At 31.5% G+C, this 24,225-nt stretch carries 22 protein-coding genes and 1 riboswitch; of the genes, 19 read left to right on the forward strand and 3 right to left on the reverse strand.

The window, feature by feature from the left end; genetic code table 11:
* Positions 1-20 precede the first annotated feature (20 nt).
* Entirely contained in the window at positions 21-3,152 is a 3,132-nt protein-coding gene (locus I5677_RS09310; RefSeq protein WP_197661312.1) for a type I restriction endonuclease subunit R, read from the forward strand.
* 10 nt (positions 3,153-3,162) lie between these two features.
* Positions 3,163-3,876 (forward strand): M48 family metallopeptidase, encoded by a 714-nt coding sequence (locus I5677_RS09315; protein WP_197661313.1) that lies wholly within the window; start codon positions 3,163-3,165, stop codon positions 3,874-3,876.
* Positions 3,877-4,028: 152 nt separating this feature from the next.
* Here the strand turns inward: I5677_RS09315 and I5677_RS09320 are convergent, their stop codons facing one another.
* Positions 4,029-4,922: a tyrosine-type recombinase/integrase gene (locus I5677_RS09320; protein WP_197661314.1), complete on the reverse strand. Its 894-nt coding sequence runs from the start codon at positions 4,920-4,922 to the stop codon at positions 4,029-4,031.
* A 333-nt stretch (positions 4,923-5,255) separates the two neighbouring features.
* Here I5677_RS09320 and I5677_RS09325 point away from each other — a divergent pair, with 333 nt between their 5' ends.
* Both I5677_RS09325 and I5677_RS09330 read left to right on the forward strand, forming a co-directional pair.
* Positions 5,256-5,711 (forward strand): DUF4365 domain-containing protein, encoded by a 456-nt coding sequence (locus tag I5677_RS09325; RefSeq protein WP_243456548.1) that lies wholly within the window; start codon positions 5,256-5,258, stop codon positions 5,709-5,711.
* Between the two features lie 313 nt (positions 5,712-6,024).
* A riboswitch (cyclic di-GMP riboswitch) is annotated at positions 6,025-6,110 on the forward strand.
* An 86-nt stretch (positions 6,111-6,196) separates the two neighbouring features.
* Positions 6,197-7,387: a diguanylate cyclase gene (locus tag I5677_RS09330; protein WP_197661315.1), complete on the forward strand. Its 1,191-nt coding sequence runs from the start codon at positions 6,197-6,199 to the stop codon at positions 7,385-7,387.
* Between the two features lie 150 nt (positions 7,388-7,537).
* Here I5677_RS09330 and I5677_RS09335 read toward each other — a convergent pair whose 3' ends face one another.
* Positions 7,538-7,816, reverse strand: a complete 279-nt coding sequence (locus I5677_RS09335; protein WP_197661316.1) for a hypothetical protein — start codon at positions 7,814-7,816, stop codon at positions 7,538-7,540.
* A 144-nt stretch (positions 7,817-7,960) separates the two neighbouring features.
* Here I5677_RS09335 and I5677_RS09340 point away from each other — a divergent pair, with 144 nt between their 5' ends.
* Entirely contained in the window at positions 7,961-8,713 is a 753-nt protein-coding gene (locus tag I5677_RS09340) for a DUF1444 family protein (protein WP_197661317.1), read from the forward strand.
* 9 nt (positions 8,714-8,722) lie between these two features.
* Here I5677_RS09340 and I5677_RS09345 read toward each other — a convergent pair whose 3' ends face one another.
* Positions 8,723-9,010 (reverse strand): hypothetical protein, encoded by a 288-nt coding sequence (locus tag I5677_RS09345; RefSeq protein WP_197661318.1) that lies wholly within the window; start codon positions 9,008-9,010, stop codon positions 8,723-8,725.
* Between the two features lie 230 nt (positions 9,011-9,240).
* Between I5677_RS09345 and I5677_RS09350 the strand changes: the two genes are divergently transcribed.
* The 14 genes from I5677_RS09350 (at position 9,241) to I5677_RS09415 (ending at position 24,182) form a co-directional block, all read left to right on the forward strand.
* Positions 9,241-9,438, forward strand: coding sequence for a hypothetical protein (locus tag I5677_RS09350; RefSeq protein ID WP_197661319.1), 198 nt, complete (start codon positions 9,241-9,243; stop codon positions 9,436-9,438).
* Positions 9,439-9,547: 109 nt separating this feature from the next.
* A complete protein-coding gene (locus I5677_RS09355; protein ID WP_197661320.1) occupies positions 9,548-9,826 on the forward strand; it encodes a hypothetical protein in 279 nt (92 codons plus the stop codon).
* A gap of 5 nt (positions 9,827-9,831) precedes the next feature.
* Positions 9,832-10,677, forward strand: a complete 846-nt coding sequence (locus I5677_RS09360; protein ID WP_197661321.1) for a TnsA endonuclease C-terminal domain-containing protein — start codon at positions 9,832-9,834, stop codon at positions 10,675-10,677.
* On the forward strand, positions 10,674-12,803 hold the full coding sequence (locus I5677_RS09365; protein WP_197661322.1) for a Mu transposase C-terminal domain-containing protein: 2,130 nt from the start codon (positions 10,674-10,676) through the stop codon (positions 12,801-12,803). The genes I5677_RS09360 and I5677_RS09365 overlap by 4 nt, the downstream gene beginning before the upstream one ends.
* Positions 12,796-14,343, forward strand: a complete 1,548-nt coding sequence (locus tag I5677_RS09370) for an ATP-binding protein (RefSeq protein WP_197661323.1) — start codon at positions 12,796-12,798, stop codon at positions 14,341-14,343. Before I5677_RS09365 ends, I5677_RS09370 begins: the two co-directional genes overlap by 8 nt.
* The gene (locus tag I5677_RS09375) at positions 14,340-16,058 is read left to right on the forward strand and encodes a TnsD family Tn7-like transposition protein (protein ID WP_197661324.1); all 1,719 of its coding nucleotides are present in this window, start codon (positions 14,340-14,342) and stop codon (positions 16,056-16,058) included. The genes I5677_RS09370 and I5677_RS09375 overlap by 4 nt, the downstream gene beginning before the upstream one ends.
* A 131-nt stretch (positions 16,059-16,189) precedes the next feature.
* On the forward strand, positions 16,190-17,167 hold the full coding sequence (locus I5677_RS09380; protein WP_197661325.1) for a toll/interleukin-1 receptor domain-containing protein: 978 nt from the start codon (positions 16,190-16,192) through the stop codon (positions 17,165-17,167).
* A gap of 22 nt (positions 17,168-17,189) precedes the next feature.
* Positions 17,190-17,627, forward strand: coding sequence for a DUF3908 family protein (locus I5677_RS09385; RefSeq protein WP_197661326.1), 438 nt, complete (start codon positions 17,190-17,192; stop codon positions 17,625-17,627).
* A 123-nt stretch (positions 17,628-17,750) separates the two neighbouring features.
* Positions 17,751-18,131, forward strand: a complete 381-nt coding sequence (locus tag I5677_RS09390) for a TIR domain-containing protein (protein WP_197661327.1) — start codon at positions 17,751-17,753, stop codon at positions 18,129-18,131.
* 12 nt (positions 18,132-18,143) lie between these two features.
* Complete coding sequence (locus I5677_RS09395; RefSeq protein WP_197661328.1) at positions 18,144-18,632, forward strand: RipA family octameric membrane protein; 489 nt, start codon at positions 18,144-18,146, stop codon at positions 18,630-18,632.
* A 252-nt stretch (positions 18,633-18,884) separates the two neighbouring features.
* The gene (locus I5677_RS09400; RefSeq protein ID WP_197661329.1) at positions 18,885-20,366 is read left to right on the forward strand and encodes a hypothetical protein; all 1,482 of its coding nucleotides are present in this window, start codon (positions 18,885-18,887) and stop codon (positions 20,364-20,366) included.
* Positions 20,367-21,110: 744 nt separating this feature from the next.
* Positions 21,111-21,707, forward strand: coding sequence for a TetR/AcrR family transcriptional regulator (locus I5677_RS09405; RefSeq protein WP_197661330.1), 597 nt, complete (start codon positions 21,111-21,113; stop codon positions 21,705-21,707).
* Positions 21,708-21,723: 16 nt separating this feature from the next.
* A complete protein-coding gene (locus I5677_RS09410; RefSeq protein ID WP_197661331.1) occupies positions 21,724-22,086 on the forward strand; it encodes a response regulator in 363 nt (120 codons plus the stop codon).
* Positions 22,087-22,112: 26 nt separating this feature from the next.
* Positions 22,113-24,182, forward strand: coding sequence for a chemotaxis protein CheA (locus I5677_RS09415; RefSeq protein WP_197661332.1), 2,070 nt, complete (start codon positions 22,113-22,115; stop codon positions 24,180-24,182).
* Positions 24,183-24,225 lie beyond the last annotated feature (43 nt).

The raw sequence follows: 24,225 nt of genomic DNA on the forward strand, positions 1-24,225 counted from the left end.
GCGTATGAAGGGGGGATACAATGGGGTATTTGGGGAATGAAGAAACGCTAGTGGAATTACCGGCTATAGATTATCTACGGGATAAACTAGGTTATGAATTCATTCATGGGCAATTCTTAACTCCCGATTATGGAGAAAGAGCAACCATGACAGAAGTTATACTAGAGAAAAGGCTTGAAAAGGCTCTAAGAAGAATTAATCCTTGGATGAATGATGGAAACATATCTAAAGCAATAAGGTATTTAACGAGACCAGAAGGTCTAGGTATTAGTCTATATGAGATAAATGAAAAAATTTATGATGCTATTGTAAATCTATCATATTCATTAGATCAAGATTTAGATGGAAGTGGTCAGAAGAAATATCATACTGTGAAGTTTATTGATTGGGATAATATTACTAATAATGATTTTCTAGTAACAAGACAGTTTAAGGTTCATGGTCCCCATGAGAAAATTATTCCTGATATCATTATTTTTATTAATGGAATACCAGTAGTGGTGCTAGAATGTAAATCCCCTTTCTTGGAAAAAAGCAAAAATGAAAATATGGGGAAATATGAAGCCTTTAATCAACTAAGAAGATATATGAATGCAAGGGAATCTAATATTATAGAGGGGGCAGAACGGCTCTTTTACACTAACTTCATCACGGGGATATTGAATAAATATCATGGATATTTAGGAACTATTAGTTCTACATACGGACATTATCAAGAATGGAAAGATCCGTACCCATTTAAGGTTAAGGATATACAAGGAGTAGAAGATAACGGGCAGAACATATTCTTACAGGGAATACTAGAAAAGAAGAATTTACTAGATATAATGAGAAATTTCCTTCTATATGAAGGTGGCATCAAAAAAGTATGTAGATATCAGCAATTTAGAGCAGTTAATAAAGCACTGAAAAGACTTGTGAATGGCAAAGATTCTATAAGCCGTGGAGGAGTTATTTGGCATACACAGGGATCGGGTAAATCCTTAACCATGGTGCTTTTGGCAAGGAAAATAAGAAGGATAGAAGAACTCATGGATGCTACTATAGTTGTAGTAACTGACCGGGTTGATTTAGACAAGCAAATCTACAACACATTTATGAGGACTTTATCTACAATCACAACGCCTGTACAGGCGAATAGCGTTTCAGCATTAAAGGAACTACTATCTCTTGCACAGCCACAAATTATTATGACCACTATACACAAATTCCAAGGTGAAAAAGAAGAAAAAGAAGTATTTAAGGATGATAAACAGAACAAAGGACTATATTTTGAAAAGGAATTTGGGGTATTAACGACAAAAACTAATGTAATTGTACTAACTGATGAAGCCCACCGTAGCCAGTATAAGGGTATGGCAAAGAATATGAGGGATGCACTGCCCAATGCAGCATTCTTAGGGTTTACTGGAACACCCATAGATAAACAGGATAAGTCTACAAAACGAACTTTCGGAAGTTATATAGATAAATACGGTATTAAAGAAGCGGTAGAAGATGGAGCAACAGTTAAAATTGTATATGAAGGAAGAAAACCTGAATTACAGATAGATGGAGATACACTAGAAGAACTATTTGATATAGAATTTGAAGATAAAACGGATGATGAAAAAGAAGCCATTAAACAGAAATATGCTAACAAGAGAGCAATTGTAGAGGCGGATGAACGAATTGCTGATATTGCTAAGGATATTCTTACCCATTATAAAGAGCAGATATATCCAAATGGATTTAAGGCTCAAGTAGTATGTGTATCTAGGGAGGCTTGTGTAAAATATTATAATGCTTTGAATAAATATATGGAAGATATTATTGGTGAGAAACTGGAAGTAAAGATTATCTATTCTGGTAGCCCAAATGATGAACCGCATCTAAAAGAGCATTTTACAACTAAGACAGAGCAGGATCAAATTATAAAGAGATTTTTACAGCCTATAGATAAGGATAAACTCTGTTTTATAATCGTAAAAGATATGCTACTAACAGGCTTTGATGCTCCTATTGAACAAGTAATGTATTTAGATAGACCGCTGAAAGAGCATAATCTACTACAAGCAATTGCTAGAGTAAATCGAACATTCGGAGAAACAAAGAAATGTGGTTATATTGTTGATTATTATGGCATATCTAATCATTTGGAAGAAGCCCTTGCTATTTTTGATAAAGAAGAATTGGGTGAGCCAATGGAAAGCATTGATGCAGTATATAATCAGATGCTTTCTTATCGAGAAGCCGTAATGAGTATGTTTAAAGGTATAGACCCTAATGATTTAGATGGACTTGTAAAATGCATAGAGAAGGAAGATAAAAGGGCCGAATTTGAATTGGCATATAAGCGATTTGCATACACCATGGAACAGATCCTCCCTGCCCATGTACCTACAGAAACAATAAACGATTTAAGATGGCTATCCTACATTCGAGCAGCAGCAAAGGCAAGATTTGAGCCACAGGATCAACTTGATATTGCAGGGTGTGGAGGAAAGGTTAGAGAAATTATATCAGCCCATTTAAAATCTAAAGGGGTTGAGACTTGGATTGAACCCATTACTCTATTTGATGCAGACTTTAAAAAGAAGATTAACACTCTTGAATCTGATGAAGCGGTGGCTTCTGGTATGGAACATGCCATCAAAAATGTGATTCATGTGAAAATGGATGATAACCCTGTATATTATACTTCGCTTCTTGAAAAACTCCAAAAAATTTTGGATGAGACGAAGAATAACTGGATTGAAAGAAAAAATAAATTACAGGAGTTTATTCAGAATGATGTTCAAAAAGGAGAAATAAAAGAAGCAGAGGCTTTAGGACTTTCCAAAGAAGAATATGCTTTTTTTGAAACAGTGAAAAAACATTTAAAAGAAGATGAAACAAATACTGAAGTTGTGAAAGAAGAACAGGCGGAATATATTTCAAATGAAATTATCGAGTTATCCAAATCAATTGCTACTGATATAGCAGAAATTGTAAAGAAAAACTATCTGATAGATTGGGTAACCAATCCAACCAAAACCTCCGATATAGAGAGGGCCATCTATATGATGCTTACAACCAAGTATTTTAAGAAAATCAAATTAGAAGTAAGAAAGCAATTGGTGCAACCATTACTACAATTAGCAAAAAAGCATTATGCAGTATTGACAGAGTAGAGGTAATAATATGAGATTAGCATTTGCATATGGAACAAAGACGATTGCTTTTGAAGTAGAATTTAGACACAGAAAAACACTAGAAATTTCTATTGAACCACCAGACATTATAAAAGTAGTGGCTCCTATAGGGACATCTGAAGATGATATTATAAAGAAGGTGAGGAGTAAAGCAAACTGGATTGTTCAGAAGTTATTTGAGTACAAAAATATGAAATATATAAAAATCCATAAGGAACTTGTTAATGGAGAATCTTTTATGTATTTAGGCAGAAATTACTCCCTCCAAATAATAATAGATCAATCCAAAGCAAAGCCAGAAGTAAAACTCCATCAAGGTAAATTTTATATTACTACAAATACGAGCAATGAAACGATTCTAAGAATGGCATTACAAGAATGGTATCGTGAAAAGGCTTTAGAGAAAATTAAAAAAAGAATTATTTATTTTCAACCTTATTTCAAGATGGAGCCTTCTGATATAGTGGTAAAGGAACAACAAAAACGGTGGGGAAGTTGCACTTCAAATAATAAGTTGCTATTTAATTGGAGGTGTGTAATGGCTCCTGCCCATGTGTTAGATTATATCGTTATTCACGAAATGTGCCATATGGTTCATATGAATCACTCTAAAGAATATTGGAACTTAGTAGAATCCATTATACCCGATTATAAAGAAAGAAAAGAGTGGCTACGGAACAATGGTGTGAGGATGGATTTATAATATAATGAACCATCAAGGAAGTTTTAATAAATAGATTTCAGTATTGTTCTCCATTGTTTAATAAAAAAGAATAACAAGCAATTCATAAAATAAGAACTCTACCTGTAATAAAAGTAGAGTTCTTTAGAATTTAGAGCAGTTTTAATATTGAATTATAATTTTTCGATTGCGGCCTCTTTATCTTCCTCTAGGGGTACTGCATATACATCTGACAGTAACTGGATGGAAGAATGACCCACTAAACTTGCAATTACAGTTAAGGGTACTCCTTCATCAACCATCTTCTTAATTGCATAATGTCTAAACTGATGAGGAGATATATGAGTTCCTATTTTAGCAGAATACTTATCAATTATTTTCCATAGTCCCGACCTCGTGTAAGGTGTTTTTCGTTCAGATAGAAATAGATTATCATACGGGCTTTTAATTTTTTGTCGCATTTCTAAATAGTCTTTTAGGGCATTACGGCAATCTGAATTTATAGGAACTTTTCTATATTTTCCTTGCTTACCATAGACCATTATAAAGGAACCTTTTTCTTTTAAATGGAGATTACCGATTTTTAATGCTATAATCTCATTAATTCGGAGAGCATGTCTAAGCAATTCAATTAATGCTACATGGTGTTTATATCCACTTCTATATATTTCTCTCCTTACTTTTCGGAATGTCTGCTCATCTATAGACTTCACGATAGGTGGACCTTGTGTCTTTACTTTTTTTAAATTACGAGCAATATCTCGCTTAATATAATCATAGGAATGCAAGAAATAAAAATAACTTTTTAAACTCATGATCTTTAGATTAATCGTATTGGCTTTTGCATTTTTTACAGTCAGTAAGTGAGAGCGAAAATCCCTTAAATCTACTGTGGTGCAAGTTCCGGGTTGGAATGAATCTGAATTTGCCTCATTAAACCATTCTATAAATGTAATTACATTGTCCAAATAAGTATTAACAGTAGATTCGGATTTATCTAGGTTTTCCAAATAAGTCTTATATTCTCTAAAATAATATTTATCCATATACATATCCCTTTTAACCATCTATAAATACCTCCATTTTTTATTTGTAGAAGTATATAGAAAAAATAAATCTTGTTTCAAGAAAAACTTTGGGTTATATATATAAGATCTTAGCAAAATAGCAGATGTAAAGTTCTTGTTCCAATTTTTTAGGGATAGAGGCTTCAGGGGAAATTTTACAATGGCTGTATTGCTGGATTATAAAAATCTAACTTTTTTATAGAATTAACAGATTGGTAACAGAATTCAATTTATATTTCCTAACTAGGTTCCCTAGAAGGAAATTTAAAGAAAAGATATAATAGATGTAATATATAGGAAAATAAATTATTTGTAATTTAAGGGGGAGTGCCTATGCCTAGAATGATATGGAGTGAGTTATCACATTTACAACTTGGGAAGTACGCAGAGTATTTAATGAAGATGGAATTTTTATCCTATGGGTTTGATGTATTTAATACGGAGGTAGATGATAAAGGAGTAGATTTTGTCATTAAAAGTGGATCAGGAAAATTCTATGAGATGCAGGTTAAATCATGTAGGGATTTAAATTATGTCTTTATGAGAAAAGATAAATTTGATATTAATAACGAAAGTTTAATTCTTGTACTTGCGTTGTTTGAGGATAATAAGATGCCAGATGTATTTCTTATCCCTGCTATAGAGTGGAAAAGTCCTAATAATTTACTAAAAGATAAAGATTATGAGGGATTAAAAAGTAAACCGGAATGGGGAATAAATTTATCACATAAAAACTTAGAATTGTTGAATAAATATAGCGTTAAAAATATGATTAATAAATTTAAATAGAGTTTTAGGAGGGAAACTATAACATTTAGAAATTTTCACAGGGAAATGGATAAAAAAGGTCAATCTATAGGAGATAATAATATTATTGAATATTTTAATTGAAGGAGCCTTTTTATTATTTAGATGAAATGTATTAGGATTATGCTACGGAAATCTCCTAAGAAGTTCTTTGGAAGAAATTTAAAAATATCAGTTTAAAGATTGGTATTATTTGTTAGTATTGATTGGAGGAATTAGAATAAAAGTGGAGAATAAATATATATATAGGGCTAAGGTCCTATATTAGTGAATACTTAAAAATAAGTTAATAACTTCAATGAAAAGGCAAACTTATCGAAAGATAAGGACGCAAAGCCATGTGTCTAAAGAATTTAATTCTATGATCGACAGGCTGCCATAATGATTTGTTTTTATAACAATAATTTATAAGTTAATGGCATCTGTTTGGTACAGATGTTTTTTTTATTTATTAAGGAGATGAAATAATGCATCTAAGACAAAAGGCACAACAAAATCTATCAAGGGAATTATTTATAGAGATTAAAGTTGATGGCACTATACAGGATGTAACTTCAAATTGTGTTAATATAGTTGGGTACACAAAAGAAGAAATGATTGGCTACAATATTAAAGAAATTTTCCAAAATAATGAATTTGGTGCTATATTAGATAAAAATCAAGATTTTGAAATAAGAGAGATAACGATTAAAGATAAAAATAATAAGAATATATATATGAGTGTAAAGAGGGATTTTATTAAAGAGGATAATAGGAAGTTTATCTATTTATCCATGCTTGATATCACTAAGTATAAGGAGGAACTTAATAGAGCAAAGAGGATTGTGAGAATATTTGAAAGGTCTAATGATATAATATGTTCCTATAATTTAGAGGGAGAATATAGAATGGATTATATAAGTCCATCTATTTATAAAAATCTCGGTATGACTATAGAAGAAAATAAAGATAATCCAATGATGCCACTTGAAGTTGTTCACCCAGACGACTATGATCTGCATTTAAAGAAATTCAAAGGTGAAGTAGATTATGATCAGTATTTTGAGACACGATTCAAACATAAAGATGGTAGATATTTCTGGTTTGAAGAATATATAACTCCTGTTTATGATGAAGAAGGAAAATTAGTAGCAATTGAAAGTATCGTTAGAAACATTCAAAAGAGAAAAGAATTAGAGGAAAAACTTACTTATTTAAGTTATCACGATACTTTGACAGGGGTTTATAATAGAACCTATTTTGAAAAGTATAAAAATGAATTAAATAAGGAGAAGAACAGGTCAGTGGGAGTAATTATTTGTGATTTAGACAATTTAAAACCTATTAATGATAATTTAGGTCATGAAGCAGGGGATAAATTACTGAAAGAAACAGCAAGACTAATACAAGAAAATGTAGGTGCTGATATTTTAGTTGCGAGGATCGGTGGAGACGAATTTGTAATTCTCATGGAAGATATCGAATGTAAAGAAGTTAAGGCAAGAGTAAATGCAATAATAAAATCAATTGATAATTATAATTCATGTGATCCAGAAATACCGATTCGATTATCTATGGGATATGATTATAACGAAAATTCTATTGGATGTATGGAAATGATTTTTAGAAATGCAGATAGAAATATGTATAGAGACAAACATAGTAAGAAAGTGGGATAATGTCCTAAGAAAGCACTGGTAATAAAAACTATAAAAATAGCAGGTTATATCAAAAAAATCGCACTCAAGTAAGGACAGAATAAGGCAAATATGTGCTGTAATAAGTTTCAATAAAAATCCTAAGCAATTTTACTGCTTAGGATTCAATATTTAGTGAAAAGTTGCCCGATAGCCAAATACAGCCATAATTGAATGAAATATAGCAGCAAATAAAATATGTTGTTTTAGAAATGGTCTAGTAGAAGAAGTTGCCCAAACACAGTAAATATAAGTAAAATATGGGATTATCCATAATGGAAAATAAATTCTCTTTAGTTTTCTTTTAAAAGCAATAGACCATTTGCCCTGAAGATGACCAGTTAAAATATTAAATATAGTTATATAAGCAATAAGTATAATAAAAATCCATTCTATATATGTTTCAATCATCTTAATACCTCCTTAGTTTATATATCATTGTTATATAAAATCTTTTAACATAACTTCAAGTAATTTAAGTTGAAAGTAAAAGGCATCCTTTGGTATAAGAAATCGGTAAAAGTTAGGATTTATAAACTGAAGGAGGATTTTAGGATGATAAATTTTGAAGAATTTAAAGTTAAGATGTTAAATGAGTTTAGAAAGGAATATGTAAATGCTTTTTTAAAGAAAGATAGTTTAGTGATAGAAGAAGGAACAATAGAAGCAACAGTTTCAATGCAGGATGCATATGAAGAATATAAATTGGCAAAGGATTTTAAATTTATTTGTGATATCTTTAAGAAAACGCTTAAAGAAGAATTCGGGAAAAGAAGATTTAAAATAGATTATACAAGGGTATTTCCTATTATAAGATCTAAGGATTTTGGAGTGAGGGAAAGTACAAATTTTTTAAGGGATGAATTATTTTTAGATTTAAATATTCTATATGCTATGGACATGGGAGAGACCTTTAGATTTGTACTAACAGATGACAAATATGATTATACGAAATTAAAGGAAAGTGCATATAAGAATTTAGAAATGGTATCGACCGGATTAGTAAAGTTGGATAAAGACCTTGACATATATTCTGTGGCATTTCTTACGGACTATTCATCATCATTTATTTTATTAAATAACATGCAGCAACAAATACAGAGAAAAGTAGGATCAAATCATTTATTAGCGATTCCATCTTCTACATCTTTACTTGTTGCTAGAAATAGTTACAAATATATAGATTTATTGAAAACACTAATTGGTGTTGACCCTGATCCACATAAGGTTTCTAATCAGATATATAGATTTAAAGATGGACAATATGAGTATGCGGATAAAAAACAGATTTTCACAATAATAAAATAGCCCCCAGGGCTATTTTATTATTTCCTGCTTGATTAATTCTAGTATATTAACGGTAATTGGAATATTACTTCTTATATGTCTGTATTCTTCTTCCAAAAGGTTGGATATGGATGATATATAGTCCTCAATGACCTGTAGATGATATTCATAAAAGTCATGCTGGTTAGTAAATATAAATGAGGTAATAAGTGAATTAAGTGCATCTTTTGCTAAGTTTTTATCTTCTACGGAAAGGGTTGATTCTATAATACATAGAAAATAGTTTATTTCTAACCTTAAAATATCTAATTCTTTCATTAGTATCACTCCTCTAAAATTTTTAAGTATTTTATTTAGAGAAGTAAGTAAAATCAAATTTTGGAGGATATTTTTTTGTAAGTTATGTTTAAAAGTTATGTATACAGATTTTTACATTTATGTTAAAAATGCAGTAAAATCAACACTTCAAGCCTCTAAAATGATATAATTTTATTATAAAAATGAAACAACATTTATTAATTTTTATAGATAAACTGGAGGGATAGTTAATGAGAAAAACAATGATAAGACTTTTTATATCTAATGCAGTTGCATTAATAGTATTTTATTTAATGTATCAATTTGGAGTTTCCATGGATATTCCATTGGTACAGCAATATTTTATGATTCCACTAGCAATCCTAATAGGATACTTGATAAAAGAGGATTACAAAGAACTAAGAAAAGTACAGGAAACAGTAATTTAGACACTACATACCTAATAATCTAATGTATTTAAGAACAATTTCCCCTACAGTTAAATCATACTACAGGGGAAATTTTGTTTTTAAATCAAGGGCGAATAGGAGGAAGTAAATGAATGAGGAGTTATATGTAAATACAACGATTTTTAGCGTTACATTGTTTGTACTTTGTGTAGTTGTACAAAATAAGTTTCCCGACTTGTTTAAAGAAAATGAGAATGAAAAGACATTGATTAATATAGAAGTGGATATGTCCAATCCAAGGCAGAGTACATGGTTGGTAATTATAGTTACATTGTTTCTTCTTCTACCATTTTTAAATTGGACTATTTCATTAGCATATGGTGTCTATGTAATTTATAAGGGATATGCCAATAGAAACTGGAGGTGAAGTAGATGGCTAAGAGAAAATTAGTCTGGAATGAAAATAAGATAAAAGAATTTATAAAAGAAGGTAGAGGCTCTGGAGAAGGGGAAAGTTATAAACCTTGGCTTAATACGCAGGATTTCCCGTCTATGGGGATGGCTACTCGAATATTTGGTAAAAAAACAAATCGTATGCATCATTTCTTTTCAAATACTCAACTGAACTACTTTTATCTCCTAGAGTGGGAGGATCAAGTGATAGATATAAGAGAGCATTATCCACTACTAGATTTAGAAGATGTTTTAAAAGATACATCAGATTTGAAACTAAATAAATTTCAAAACAAGGAGAATAGCACTTCATATATATTTTCAACTTCTTTTTTAATCACATTACTAGATAAGGATAGAAAAAGGAAATATGTAGCAAGGTCAATAAAATATGCTTCCGAACTTTCTAAAGTTATGACTCAAGAGAAACTTGAGATAGAGAGAAGATATTGGCAAGAAGGAAAGGGCATAGACTGGGGAATTGTCACTAATAAAGATATCAATAGTGTACGGGCAAAGAATATAGAGTGGCTGCACTCTGTTATTAATAGCAGTGAGTATATTGGTTTTAGTCAAAGTGAAATAGAAGGACTTTTAGAAGGGTTACTATATAGATTTAGCAAGAGTGATCGGAGCATTAGAGATATTTTGATCGGATATGAGCAAGATTACGATTTGGATAAAGGGACAGGGCTTTTATTGTTTAAGTATATGGTAGCCAACAAGAGAGTGCTAGTTGATATGGACAAGCCCATAAGCATTAGTAATAACAGCAGTACATTAATGTTTCCCACATTAAAAACGGAAGGAGTGGTGAGCCTGTGAAGTACAGCGTAAACTCTATTATTGAAACTAAAGGAGATAATGGAAAACCCATTCTTGAACGGATACTATGGCTAGATGAGCAATTCACATATCTTATTGATATCAATAAAAACAATGTTCCTTATAAAAAACGGATAGAGGATTTGGAAGTATCTTTAGAAGATAAAAGTGCTGTACTTATAGAAGAAGATCCTTTGGCAATTGTATATAAGGAAGAAGATATTCCTCAAAAATATAAAGAAATAAGGGATAAATACTGGACTATGATTAAGGAGATTGTTATTGAAGAACCACATATATTTCAGAATACCTTTAGAAGAAAACATGTAAAAGAAATTGCAAAGCAATATAATGTGAGTCAATTAAGCATTATGAATTCTTTAAAAAGGTACTGGAAAAGGGGGAAAGTACCTAATGCTTTGCTACCAGATTATCTTAATTGTGGCGGTAGGGGAAAGGAAAGAGTCATTGGAACTACTAAAAGGGGGAGACCTAGAAAACATCAAGATATTGTCGGTGAAGGAGTTAATATAACAGAGGAAATTAAAAAGATATTTACTATAGCGATTAATCGCTTCTATTATACTACTGCAAAGAATTCGCTAGTCTTAACCTATGAACTAATGAGAAAAGAGTATTTTGTAGATGGACATAAGATGGTTAATGGGGTGAAAGTACCCATTATAAAGTCACAGTCTGACATCCCTACTTTTGGTCAATTTCGTTATTGGTTTGAGAAGGAAAGAAATATTAAAAAAGAAATTACTAGCCGGTATAGTAATAAGAGATTTCAAAAACAACACAGGTCTATTACCGGTAATGCAGGAGATGGGGTTATACAGCCCGGTGTTTACGAAATAGATAGCACGATTGCAGATGTATATTTAGTATCCAGATATAATCGGAATTGGGTATGTGGACGGCCAACACTCTATTTTGTTGTTGACAAATTTAGCCACTTAGTATGCGGAATCTATATTTCATTTGAATCTGCATCCTATGCATCTGCAATGATGGCTCTTTTAAACGCATATATGAATAAGGTAGAGTTTTGCAAACAATATGGTATACATATTAAAGAAGAAGATTGGCCTGTGCATAATGTTATTCCAGAAAAAGTGATTTGTGACAGAGGTGAATTGGAAAATACAGGAATTTCTAGCCTTATAAACACACTAAATATTCAAGTAACATTGGCTCCTCCATATAGAGCAGACCTAAAATCCTTCGTTGAAAGAGCCTTCAAACAGTTTGGAGACTATTATAAACCCCATATTCCCGGAACTATTGATCTTGATGGGAGAGAAAGGGGAGATAAAGACTATCGTACATCAGCAACTGTAGATATTTTCCAATTCACTCAAATTGTAATAAAGGCTGTACTATACCATAATAATTACCATATCCTTAATAATTATAGGCGTGATGAAATGATGATAGCAGATAATGTACCATGCATTCCAAGAGATATATTTAATTGGGGTATAGCAAATCGAGGGGGTACACTACGAAGTGTTGCTGAAGATGTAATTAAGTTAGCCCTTATGCCTTCTGATGAAGCCACAGTGACAGCCAAGGGAGTAAAATATAAGGATATGTATTATGCTTCAAAAACCATGTTAAAGGATCAAACCTTTGTGAACGCAAGGAACAAAACATGGAGAACAAAAATTAGTTATGATCCCCGAGATATGAGTTATATATATGTTCATGGGGATTCTCCGAAGGATTATGAAATATGCTACTTAACTGATGCAAATAGCAGGTACAAAGATAAAACGATTGAAGAAATAGAATATCTATTGACAGCAGAGAAAATGCAGAAAAAGAAGATGAAAGATATAGATGCCCAAGCGAAAACGCAGTTGATAGCAGAGATAGAAGATATTGTACAACAGGCAAAGGAAGAACATGAGAAGGAGCCTATTGGTAAAGAAAGCGATAAAAAAAGAATTGAGAATATAAGAGAAAATAGAAGAATAGAAAAGGCAGCCAATAGGGTAAAGGAAGCATTTAAATTAGAAATTGAAGAAAAGCCTATAAAAGATAACAATTTTAATGAAGAAGAAGTAGATCCCATAGAATTGCTTATAATAAAGCAAAAGGAGGGATTACAAAGTGACTGATAGGATACTAATTCCTGATGGATGTAGTGCAGAAGTTGCAGAATATAAGGAACAAATTATACCTGATTATAAAAACAATCCTTTTATAGAAGCCCTGCCCCCACTGCTTACTGCTAGTGAGGTAATAGAAAAATTGGCTTTTTATCCTTCTTATAATGTAGAAGAAAGAAAACTAGATAGCCATCATAGGATACATCTTATTAACCGGATATTTCAAGTGTTCCAGCCGTTACCAATGAACATAAAATTAGAAAGTAGAATTTCAAGGTCTATACGGCAAGGATATATCACTAGAAATCCTTTCGGATGGCAGTTAGCACAAGGGTTTCGTCAGGATTATGAACATTTAGGCAATGGGGCTGTTGGTGATAGTAGGATGGTAAATCCATCTTCCAGTGGATTTACTCTGATAGGCGTATCAGGTTTAGGGAAAACATCAGGACTTAATCACATATTAAACCTATATCCACAAGTAATTGTGCATAAAGAATATTATAGAACACCATTATCCACATATCAAATAGCATGGCTGAAACTTGAATGCCCCTATGATGGTTCTATTAAAGGATTACTGTATGACTTTTTTATTAGCATAGATAGATTGTTAGGAACAAATTATCATCAGAAAATGGTTAAGACAAGACCAACAACAGATATGATGCTTACCGTTATGAACCAAGTTGTACGGAATACTAATCTAGGATTACTGGTAATAGATGAGATACAACATTTAAGTACAGCCAAATCTGGTGGCAGCCAAAAGATGTTAAACTTCTTCGTGAATCTTGTAAACAATGTAGGATTACCTGTAGTTATGGTAGGAACACCGAAAGCCATGGGAGTTTTACAAGGAGAGTTTAGAAAGGCACGAAGGGGCATAGGAATTGATGGAGATATGATATGTGACCGTTTAAAAAAGGATAAGGTATGGAATTTGTTAGTACAAAGTATTTGGTACTATCAGTGGACTAAGAAAGAGATCCCACTTACAGAGGAACTAATAGACACTCTGTATGATGAAACACAGGGAATTCCAGATTTACTAATAAAACTTTACGCAACTGCACAGGCTTACGCTATTTCCAGTGGGAAAGAGGACATTACTCCAAATATCCTTAAAAAAGTTGCAAAGGAAAATCTACAGTTAGTGCAACCCATGATTAAAGCCCTTAGAAGCGGTAGTATTCGGGAAATGGCTAAATACGAAGATGTATATATTCCTAACATAGATCTGAATGATGTTTTATCAACCACGAAAGAAAAGATTAAACTAAACTTCGCTGCTGAAGAACTGCTAAATAAGATAAAGGAAAAAGAGAAGGATAGTAGTATAGAAGAAACTATAAATAAAGAAGCAGTAATTAATAAAAAACAGTCTAAGCGGAAGGTAAAGGAAACAAGAGAGCAGATAAATCCTCACGATATTCGTTATATTGTGCAACAAGGAGAAAAAGATAACAAGAGTGCTTATGAGGTGTTAAAGGAAAAGGGATACATTAAGGATTTTAAAAATGATATTTTTACTGGAGGGGTTATATGAATTTTTTTCCTACTCCCTATCCAGACGAAATCCTGTATAGCACTCTTGGGCGTTACAGTATAAGGAGTGGAAATCTAAAAGAAATACATAATTTCGAGGATTTATTTTCTACTAGAAGTTCTATCGCCACTGTAGAATTACCTGTAAAACTGGATGCATTAATATCCAATATGCCTGTAGACACATTATATACAGCGGAGTATTTTGTTAAGCATCATACGCTTTTTCCATATTACGCAGCATTTATTCCTCCTGAAAGAGCAGAAGAAATTATAAATGCTATGAAAGATGGTAATGGCTCATTAACTTATATAAAATTAGGTCTTGTATCTTACTCCATTGATTTAAATCAATATTTAAGGTTTTGTCCTCAATGTTTTAAGGAAGATATTAAAATCTATGGAGAGCCTTATTGGCACAGAATTCATCAAATAACTGGGGTTTTTATATGTCCTAAGCATAAAACTCCTATTTATAATAGTAAAGAATTAATTAGAGCGGGAAATAGGCAAAGGTTTATAAATCCTACAAGTGATAACTGTATAGTAGAAAAAGAGATACAGTACACAGATAAAGTTATGGAAAAGATGCTTTGGATGGCTAAAGATATAGACAATCTTCTTAAAGGAGGATTTAAGCATAAAGATCAGGAGTGGTTCAAAAGTCAATTTAGAGCAAAATTGATTGAAAAAGGGTATGCAAGGATGAATAATTACATTCATCAAAAGAAATTAAAACAAGACTTTCAAGAATTTTATGAACAAGAGTACCTAGATCTTGTACAATCTCCACTTTCTGATTCATCACAGTGTTGGTTATCTACAATGGTTCGTAACAATAATAGAGTTACATATGCATTAAGATATTTATTGTTGGCTAGATTCCTTGAAATTCCTTTAGATACACTGTTTCATGTGAAACTAGGATGGAATACTAATAGCAACAATATAGGATTAAAGAGTATAGATTCTTATAAAGAATTATGGCAAGAAAGATTAAAAGAACTTGCAGAGTTAAACTTATCTGTAAGAGAAATTGCTACTATTTTAAATTCTACCCCTAAAACTATTAGAAAAAGTATTGACGAGTTAGGTATCACTCCCTTTTGGAAGTATAATGGGGGAGGGAGATATATTAAAAAAAAGTATATAGAAACTGAAGAATTTAAAACTAAGAGGAGACGATCAAGAAAGAAGTGGGGTGAGTTACTAGATAAATATCCTGATAAAAGTAGTAACCAAATTAGACAGGATCATCAATCATTGTATAGATGGCTTAGCAAATACGATATTGACTGGTTACGACAACATGCCCGGAAAAATAAAGGCAGACGCAATAATGTGGACTGGAAACAAAGAGACGAGGAACTTGTGGTAAAGGTAAAACAAGTGGTAAAGGAGATGCAGGAAGGAAAGCCAGAAAGAATTACATGGACCACTGTAGGAAGTAAACTAGGAGTAAGCGGATGGATGTCAAAACGAAAAGATAAACTACCTTTAACAAAGCAATATATAGAATCTGTACAAGAGAGCCTTCAGGAGTTTCAAATCCGTAAAATTAAGTGGGGAATAAAGCAATTAGAGAAAGAAGATATGGAAATAACACTTTGGAATCTTGTTGAGGTAGCGGGAGTTAAACCACGATATATGAAATCTATAAAAGAGGATATAAAGAAGTCATTATTAGAAAGTGGATATGAATGTAATTTTCTGTAAGCGTATTAAGGAAGAATGATAACCATTCTTCTTTTTTTGGCAAAAATTGTCCTTAGAAACAGAACTTTCAAAATATTTTGTGCTATTATATAAGGGAGTGAAAGAAATTTTATCTTATAGAGGTGTTATAAATGAAAAATCCAAAGGTTTTTATAAGTTACAGTTGGGATAGTCCAGAACATAAAGATTGGGTAACGGCTTTAGCCAATGAATTAAGGAAAATTGGAATAGACGCAAAGATAGATGAATTCATTACACAAAGGGGAACAGTTAATTTAAACCGAATGATGATAGAGAATATAAGAGATACAGATTATACTCTTGTTGTCTTAACAGATAAATATGCACAAAAGGCAGAATCATTTAAGGGTGGAGTAGGATATGAAACCTCATTATTGGTTAATGAGATTGGAGAGAATATTGAAAAGATAATACCAATCGTGAGATTTAGAGGAGACATAAGAAAGGCTATACCTTTCTACCTAAAAGGGGTTACATATATTGATTTCTCCAATGACCATAATTTCTACGATAAACTTGAAGAATTGAAATATAAGATATTAAAGAAAGATAGAATAGAGATGGAACCTTTAGGCGAGATTCCAGATTTGAAACCGAGAAAGGTAACAATGGAGACATTGCAAAAAACTAGAAGTGTAGGCATAAGTGATGGACTAATACCTGACTTTAGGGAGATAACTGATAGAGATAAAAATAGGTTCATGAAGCAAAGTTACACCGAAATAATAGAGCATTTATCACAATTAGCAGATCAAACAAAACAAAGAAACCGTAATTTTGACTATGAGATTGATGTAGTAACAAACAAGAAATCCTTAATTAGATATTATATAAATGGTATGGAAAAGCAGACAGTAAAGATATGGCTAGGTAGCAACTTCTCAAGGGATGAACATATATTTTTGTCATATAACGGACATATGATAGATAGCGATAATTCCTTTAATGAGATGATTACATGTGAAGTTGATAAAAATAAGAACTTGAAATTAAAAATGACTATGCAATCGTATGGAGATAAAGAAGAAAAGGATGTTAATGAGATTGCCGTGGAAATCTGGAAGCACATCATGCAATACTTCAGATAATAAATTCTAGGGGGAATAGAATTTGAAAAGTGATTATGTAGAGATTAAGGGATATTTTGATGGACATAGATATTCAGATAATAAATCAAGAAAGTATAGCAATATGTTATGTAAGATAGAAGAATTCATTGATGTTAATACAATTAAACTATTTTATCCTAAAAATCTGTTTGTGGATCATAAGGAATTAGAAGCCTATGTAGTTTTTGAGGATAAAATATTGAGGGGTAGAATTTTACAAGATACTAATATTGAAATAACAACATTAAAATTAAAGAATCTTACTGACTTTAAATGTGAGTGTACATGTAACCCAGAAGGATTCCATAGACTTACTCTAAAATTTGAAAATGATGAAATAATTGTTTTTGATAGTTTGGAAGATACAAACGACAGTTGGAGTCACAAATTCGAGAACCAAATAAAGGAGTTATTTAAACTTCTAATAAAAAGTTATTAACTTTATGGGGAGTAGTATTTTAATAGACGACCTTCTTTAACTAGATCACAATAAACAATATATAGAAAAAATAATTGTTTATAGTATAAATGAGTTAATATTAATGGGGTGGGAGGGACTAATATGACAAAGAAAAGAATTTTTATAAGTTTTGCTATGGAGGATAGCAAATATAGAGACTTTTTGGTTGGACAAAGTAGATTAGATCATAGTCCATTTGAATTTGTTGATATGTCAGTTAAGCAACCTTGGGCTAGTTCTTGGAAAACACAATGCAGAACCAAAATAAAAGGGTGTGATGGAGTAATTGTGCTTCTTAGTAAGAATACATATTATGCAGATGGAGCAAGATGGGAAATAAAGTGTTCTAAAGAAGAAGGAATACCTATGATTGGAATGTATGTACCAAGCAATGAAAGAGGGATAAACCCTCCAGAAATATCAGGGAACAAAATAATAGAGTGGTCTTGGGCCAATATAAAAAACTTTATTAATAGTTTATAAATGGTGAATAAAATGGATGAAAATGAAATAACAATATTAAATTACACAAAAGAAGAATACGGGGATGAGTATAGGAACCATATTATAGAGCAATATAAGACTTATTTAGAAATGGCGGATAGGATAAGCCAAAGAAGGCAAAGTGCAAATTCTTTCTTTGTAACCCTAAATACAGTTTTAATATCAGTTATTGGGGCTACAATGAGTAATAAAGTACATATGTCAAACACTTTGGCTATATTAATCGGAGTGTGTGGTATAATTACCAGTTACATGTGGTATAGACTAATAAGATCTTATAAGGACTTAAATTCTGTAAAGTTTACTGTAATACATAAAATAGAAAAAAACTTACCAATAAGTTTATACGATTTAGAATGGGAGTTATTAGGGAGAGGAGAAGATAAAAATAAGTATCTACCTTTTACTCATATAGAGATATTGATTCCTTGGGTATTTATGATGCTTTATTTTCTTCAAATAACGATTATTATGTTTTGATGCGTTAAACATGAATGATATAAGACGAATTTTAGAAGTTTAGGAAAATTAAATCTTAAAATGGTTTTCTATATGTCTTATGAGTATTGTAAAGAGTATTTATATAAATATTTATAAGATAATAGAAGAATTATAAAAGTATATTGGATAGAAACTAAATAATTTTTATTTTCTATTCAATATATTTATTTTATTGAATAAATAAGAATTTCTTACAAAGTAATAAGAAAGCATCAAAGGGGGATGGCTATTATGCATGGCGGTAGGTACGGCTCCAGAGGTTATTACTTACAGGGCTTGGTAAGTGTATTTGAATCAGTAAAAGATAATAAGTGGACAAGTATACAAGTAGAACCAGAGCAAGAGAAAATAGATATAATAATTGAATTTAAAGATAAAAGTACGAAGGCTATACAGGTCAAGTCTACAAAAAATACTTTTTCAGAAACGCTTATTAAGCAAACACTAGAGGCAATTATTAATGCTAATAAGACGGTATCTCATTATGAAGTTATTTTAATAGGAGATTTAAATGAAAATGCAAAAAAATTCATGAATAATATTGAATTTAATAGAGAATTAAATTTAGATAAAGATATAAATATTTCTAAGAAAAATATAAGTATAAAAAATATGCCTTTAGATATAGAAATGCTTACTGTAGAGGTTAAACAACACTTAAATAGATATTTAGACCATTTAGGGTATGAGGTAAAGCCTTACGGTGTAAAGGTATTAAATGATTCTCTAATAGGGGAGTCTTTATTATTTTCCACTGATGGTAGTAAATTACTTCGAGAGAACTTTGAGGATAATTTAATTACATTTGCAGAACTACTTACTAAAGACTCTGAAGATAATAATAGTGATAATCAAGTAAGTAATATAATAAGTGAAAAAGCAATGAAAATATACAAAAGAAATAAGTTGATTAGAAAAGTATCATTGTTGTTTACAATTTTTCTTCTAATTAATCCTATTATTAAATTATATGATGATGCATTAACTAAACTAGATATCTTAGGTATTGGCATTTTTGCAAGTTTAATCATAGGTATAATATTTCTTTTTAAAATTAGTGACAGTAAATTTAGAGAGTTAGAAGATAAAGAGTCGGAAGCATACAAGAAGAATACTAATGATGTGAAAAATGAAATATGTAAAATAAAAGTAATTGATAATGTAGATTATAAAAATAATAGGAGAGAAGTTTATAGCCAAATTATTTTAAATAACTTAACTGGACATATCATAGATTATGTAGAAGGTGAAGTAGAATTTTATCATGGAAGTACAAGAGTATATCTAACACAGTTTTCAGAGAAGGAAATTAATTCTTATGGGAATATTTTACTATATAATCGCCCTCTTTCTCCTAATAAAGCAAAGAATGATTGGAGCAGTTTCAGAGTTAAGATAACTAAATTAATAACAGAGAACAAGGTTTTAAAAGATATAACACTTTATAGTGGCAGTAAATTTAAAACTTATAGTACCTTATTAAATAGTTATTACCTGCCAGTAATATATGAACTGTTTGGTTATGAATCATCATGGGCTATGGAGGTTATAAAAGACCAATTTTGGAAAGTTAGACATTATGTAAAATACATAAACATTAGAAGATTTCTAATTTTACTAGGATATACATTAATTTGCTTATTTATATTAGTATTTAGTTTGATAGGAATCTATAATTTTCTATATATACCAATTAAATTAATTTTCAACTAAGTGCTTATAAAATATTGATTGTATAATAAGATAAGACACAAGTAAAATCAGGAGTAATATAAATCTTAGATACTTGACCCTTGATTCTTGTGCCTGTTACTATGTATTACCCAAATAAACTTATATCAAAAAGCAAATTCAACACTAAAGTTGTATCAAAGGACATGGTTTTAAGGAGGCGAAAGCCTTTCTTTCTACCATGTTTTTTATTTCTTAATCCTTATTCCTTGCATCTTGGCTCTATTCGTATAGCCTTGAAAAGTCAATGGATGGAAAGACTAAATGGAAAACAGAATGGAAAAGAAAAATGGATAAAAAACACTCTTAACCCTTGATCCTTAACCCGTAATTCTGAAACAACTTTATTTGCATTTCAGCAGGATTAAGGCCTAAGATTTAAGGGAAAAGTGAATGGAATTGAGAATGGATGATAAAATGGATAAAAATGGGGATTGGCTTGAGTAGGGGGTTGTGGGGAGAATTATGATAAATGTTTATTTGCAGGGTGAAAAATGTTTATTTGGTGTATACAATAAAATTCAAATACTAAATCGGAAAGGTAAGTTATTTACCTTTCCGATTTTGCGTTTAAATTAATGCAACAAGAATAAAAAACGCATAAATTTCGACATAATAAAAACAAAATCAATCATAATAAAATATATATTGACAAAAAACAACAACTGGAATATAATGCAATCAATGGAAAAGCTAGCGAGCGCTTGCTCGTATAGGAGGGATATAATGGAGAGACCACTTATTGAAAGAAAAGAAAGTATTATTTTAACAACAATAGATGTGATAAATGAATTGGGAATTCAGGGACTGTCGACCAGAGAAGTATGTAAAAGACAAGGAATTGCGAATGCTTCATTGTTTAATCACTTTAAATCAAAGAATGATCTAATCATAGCGGTATTAGACTATTACGCACAATATGATTATGCAATATTTCAATCTATCAAGGTGAAAAAACTAACTGCGATAGATGCAGTCAGATACTTTTTTGATTCATATTTTACTTATTATGAGAATTATCCGGCAATTACAGCTATTCTTCATGCTTACGATATATTAAGATTCGAGCCCTCCTTAACAGAGAAGGTTGACTCTATATTAAAAGAAAGAGAGAAGTATTTGATAGAATTAATTAACGAAGCGCAAACAGCGAAACTACTTCGATCAGATATAAACAGTGAGTGTATCTCTGACATATTGGTGGGAACAGGAAGAGCAATCACACTAAAATGGAGAATGAGTAACTATGAATTTTCTCTAAAAGAGCGCATTCTATATGCGATAGATGCAATATTAGATTCATTTATACCAAAAAATATATAGTAAAGGAGAGTTTTTTATGCCTAAGGTTCTAGTTGTTGATGATGCTGCTTTTATGCGATTAGCCTTAAAAACGATATTAGAACGAAATGGTTTTCAAATCGTTGGTGAAGCGGAAAACGGAGCGGTTGCTTTAAAAATGTATCAAGAATATAAACCGGATCTTGTTACTATGGATATCACTATGCCGGTTCTAGATGGAATTCAATCACTGAAAGCCATTCGGCAATATGATCCTAAAGCAAAGGTTATTATAGTATCTGCAATGGGTCAGGAAGGGATGATTAAGGAAGCGATCGCTAGTGGCGCGAAATCGTTTATTATTAAACCTTTTAAGGAAGGACATGTAATAGAAACCTTAACTAAAATTGCAACAGCTTAGATAACAACGGAAAGGAGGCAAACTAGATGTCAGAACTATATGCAAACGAACCAATGATGGATATGTATATATTCGAAACCACTCAAAATATTGAACAACTTGAGACCTGTATTTTAGATACGGAAAAGGCAGGATATTATTCACAAAATGTCGTAAATGAGATATTTCGTATTATGCATACAATCAAAGGTTCCTCAGCGATGATGCTTTTTAATAATATCTCCATGCTGGCTCATACGGTTGAAGATTTATTTTATTTTCTCAGGGAACATAAGCCTGAACAGATAGATTATTCAACACTTTCCGATCTTGTGTTGGAAGTGGTTGATTTTATCAAGGGTGAGCTTGACAAAATCACACAAGGTGACAAAGTCAATCGGGATTCGACGATTTTATCGTCTAAGATAAAGGACTATTTAGAAGAATTAAAACAACAGAATGCGATTACAGAGCTAATTGAAAAACCCGTTATTGAGAAGCAATCACATTATTATATTGCACAAGATAAAACGGAGAACAAAATCAATTTACATATGTATAAGGCGATTATTTTCTTTGACGATGGATGTGAAATGGAGAACATTCGGGCATATACGATTACCCATCATCTGAGAGATATGGCGGATGAGATCTATTATCTTCCCCAGGATATTATAGAAAATGATGAGAGTATTCACCTCATAAGAGAAGAAGGCTTTCAACTGTATGTAAAAATAAACAAAACATATAACGAAATGTTTGAATTCTTAAAGCAAACCATATTTCTAAAGGACTTAGAGCTTATTGAGTTAGACAATGATGAAGAATTTAAACAGTTCTATAAACCTATTAAGAAAATAATTCTGGATACGCCACCGGTTATGATACCAAAGATTAATAATCAGAATTATCAAGAAGGTAAAGAGCAAACAATTACATCATCTAACCAGAGTATCATCAGTGTAAATGTAGCAAAATTGGATAAGCTAATGGACCTTGTTGGGGAGATGGTAATTGCGGAAGCAATGGTAACTCAGAACCCCGATTTAAAGGGACTTACAATTGTGAATTTTCATAAGGCGGCACGTCAGTTACATAAAATAACGACAGAACTTCAGGATATGGTGATGGCGATTCGAATGGTTCCATTATCAACTACGTTTCATAAGATGCATCGTATTGTCAGAGATATGAGTAAAAAGCTTGGGAAAGAAGTAAAGTTGGAGCTAATTGGAGAAGAAACAGAAGTAGATAAGAATATTATCGAGCATATATCGGATCCTTTAATGCATCTGGTACGAAATGCAATCGATCATGGTTTAGAGGCTACAAAGGATAGAGTGACCTTAGAAAAGCCGAAGATCGGAAAAGTGACGTTAGAAGCAAGAAATGCCGGCAGTGATGTACTTATCTTAGTAAAGGATGACGGAAAAGGATTAAATAAACAAAAGATTTTAGATAGAGCCAGGGAAAACGACTTATTAATAAAAACAGAGAATGAGATGACGGACAAAGAGATTTACAATTTAATATTACTGCCTGGTTTTTCAACAAAAGAAGCTGTTTCCGAATATAGCGGCCGTGGTGTCGGTATGGACGTTGTTACGAATAATATTGAAGCTGTGGGAGGCTCCGTGTCCATAGATAGTGAAGAGGGTATAGGGACGACTATTACATTAAAGATACCACTTACCCTAGCAATTATAGACGGTATGAATATCAGTGTAGGGAAATCCAGATATACCATTCCGACAACAACCATTAAGGAATCATTTAGACCGAAAGAAAATGACCTGATTAAGGACCCTGATGGTAATGAAATGATAATGGTTAGAGGACAGTGCTTTCCAATATTACGGTTGCATGAGCTTTATAAAGTTAAGACAGAGGTAACAGATTTTACACAGGGAATACTTATTATGGTTGAGCAGGATGAAAAAACTTTATGTATCTTTGCGGATATGTTATTAGGCCAGCAACAGGTAGTAGTGAAAACACTTCCAAGCTATATAAAAAGCACCAGAAAAATACAAGGGCTGGCGGGATGTACTTTATTAGGGGATGGAAATATCAGTTTGATTCTTGATATTGGTGGACTAGTAAATCTAAACGGGTAGATATGATAAAAAATTTTAATCAATATATAAAACAAGAATAATA

Origin of the sequence: Mobilitalea sibirica, from assembly GCF_015999265.1 — a bacterium.
Taxonomy (GTDB): Bacteria; Bacillota; Clostridia; order Lachnospirales; family Lachnospiraceae; genus Mobilitalea; species Mobilitalea sibirica.